The organism is Streptomyces anandii JCM 4720, from assembly GCF_014650655.1.
Classification (GTDB): Bacteria; Actinomycetota; Actinomycetes; order Streptomycetales; family Streptomycetaceae; genus Streptomyces; species Streptomyces anandii.
In genome coordinates, this window is the sequence record NZ_BMVJ01000012.1 from 126,484 (window position 1) to 128,828 (window position 2,345).

Here is a 2,345-nt window from a genome sequence, read left to right on the forward strand (position 1 = left end):
GCAACGACCAGGTCCGCTTCGAGGCCGGCATCGTCGCCCTCGCCCCCGACCTCAAGTGCATCGCGCCGGTCCGCGACTACGCGATGACCCGGGACAAGGCCATCGCGTTCTGCGAGGACAAGAACCTCCCGATCGCCACCACCAAGAAGTCCCCGTACTCCATCGACCAGAACGTCTTCGGACGCGCCGTCGAGACCGGCTTCCTCGAGGACATCTGGAACGCCCCGATCGAGGACATCTACGAGTACACCCAGAACCCGGCCGTGCAGCGCGAGCCCGACGAGGTGGTCATCACCTTCAAGGCGGGCGTCCCGGTCGCCGTCGACGGCAAGCCCGTCACCGTGCTCCAGGCGATCCAGCAGCTCAACGAGCGCGCCGGCGCCCAGGGCATCGGCCGGATCGACATGGTCGAGGACCGCCTCGTCGGCATCAAGTCCCGCGAGGTGTACGAAGCTCCCGGCGCGATCGCCCTGATCACCGCCCACCAGGAGCTGGAGAACGTCACCGTCGAGCGCGAACTCGCCCGCTACAAGCGGCAGGTCGAGCAGCGCTGGGGCGAACTGGTCTACGACGGCCAGTGGTTCTCCCCGCTCAAGCGCGCCCTGGACGGCTTCATCGACGAGGCCAGCCAGCACGTCTCCGGCGACATCCGGTTGACCCTGCACGGCGGCCGCGCGGTCGTCACCGGCCGGCGCTCGGAGTCGTCGCTGTACGACTTCAACCTCGCGACGTACGACACGGGCGACACGTTCGACCAGGCGGCGGCGAAGGGGTTCATCGACATCTACAGTCTGTCGGCGAAGATTGCCGCGAAGCGGGATCTGGCCTGACGCGTCAGGCCCTTGCCGTGGGAGGGGAACTGCGGGCCCGTGGTGGCTGATCGCGCAGTTCCCCGCGCCCCTTTCAGGGGCGCCTTACATCACCTTTCTCTAGGAGCGCAGGTCAGTGAGCAGCAACAGCGGTGACGTACGGCTCTGGGGCGGCCGTTTCGCCGACGGTCCCGCCGAGGCCCTGGCGAAGCTGTCCGCGTCCGTCCACTTCGACTGGCGGCTCGCGCCCTACGACATCGCGGGCTCCCGCGCCCACGCGCGCGTGCTGCGGAAGGCGGGACTGCTCACCGAGGACGAGCTGACCCGCATGCTGGACGGACTCGACCGCCTCGAGGCGGACGTGGCCTCCGGTGACTTCACCGGCACGATCGCCGACGAGGACGTGCACACCGCCCTGGAGCGTGGCCTGCTGGAGCGCCTCGGTCCCGACCTCGGCGGCAAGCTGCGCGCCGGCCGCTCCCGCAACGACCAGGTCGCCACCCTCTTCCGCATGTACCTGCGCGATCACGCCCGGATCATCGGCGGACTGATCGCCGAGCTCCAGGACGCGCTGATCGGCCTCGCCGAGGCTCACCCGGACGTGGCCATGCCCGGCCGCACCCACCTCCAGCACGCCCAGCCGGTCCTGTTCGCCCACCACGTCCTCGCCCACGTCCAGTCGCTGTCCCGGGACGCGGAGCGGCTGCGCCAGTGGGACGAGCGGACCGCCGTATCGCCGTACGGCTCGGGCGCCCTCGCGGGCTCCTCCCTCGGCCTGGACCCGGAGGCGGTGGCGAAGGACCTCGGCTTCGAGCACGGCAGCGCCGCCAACTCCATCGACGGCACCGCGTCCCGGGACTTCGTCGCCGAGTTCGCCTTCATCACCGCGATGATCGGAGTTAACCTCTCCCGGATCGCCGAGGAGGTCATCATCTGGAACACGAAGGAGTTCTCCTTCGTGACCCTGCACGACGCCTTCTCCACCGGTTCGTCGATCATGCCGCAGAAGAAGAACCCGGACATCGCGGAGCTGGCCCGGGGCAAGTCCGGCCGGCTGATCGGCAACCTCACCGGGCTGATGGCGACCCTCAAGGCCCTGCCCCTCGCCTACAACCGGGACCTCCAGGAGGACAAGGAGCCCGTCTTCGACTCCTGCGACCAGCTGGAGATCCTGCTCCCCGCCTTCACCGGCATGATGGCCACCCTCATCGTGCACCGCGAGCGCATGGAGGAACTCGCCCCGGCCGGCTTCTCTCTCGCCACCGACATCGCCGAGTGGCTGGTCCGGCAGGGCGTGCCCTTCCGGGTGGCGCACGAGGTCGCCGGAGAGTGCGTGAAGGCCGCCGAGTCCGAGGGCAAGGAGCTCGACGAGCTGACCGACGAGCAGTTCGCGAAGATCTCCCCCCACCTCACCCCCGAGGTGCGCACCGTCCTCAACGTGCCCGGCGCCCTCGCCTCCCGCAACGGCAGAGGCGGCACAGCCCCGAGCGCGGTGGCGATCCAGCTGGCGGAAGTCAAGGCGGACGTAGCGGCGCA

2 protein-coding genes are annotated in these 2,345 nt (G+C 69.6%); both read left to right on the plus strand.

From position 1 onward, the window contains the following. On the plus strand, positions 1 to 830 hold an 830-nt coding region (locus tag IE249_RS22155; RefSeq protein ID WP_229859005.1), incomplete at its 5' end, for an argininosuccinate synthase. A 115-nt stretch (positions 831 to 945) separates the two neighbouring features. After that, positions 946 to 2,345 (plus strand): argininosuccinate lyase (gene argH, locus IE249_RS22160; protein ID WP_189707142.1); only part of this gene is annotated, 1,400 nt, incomplete at its 3' end.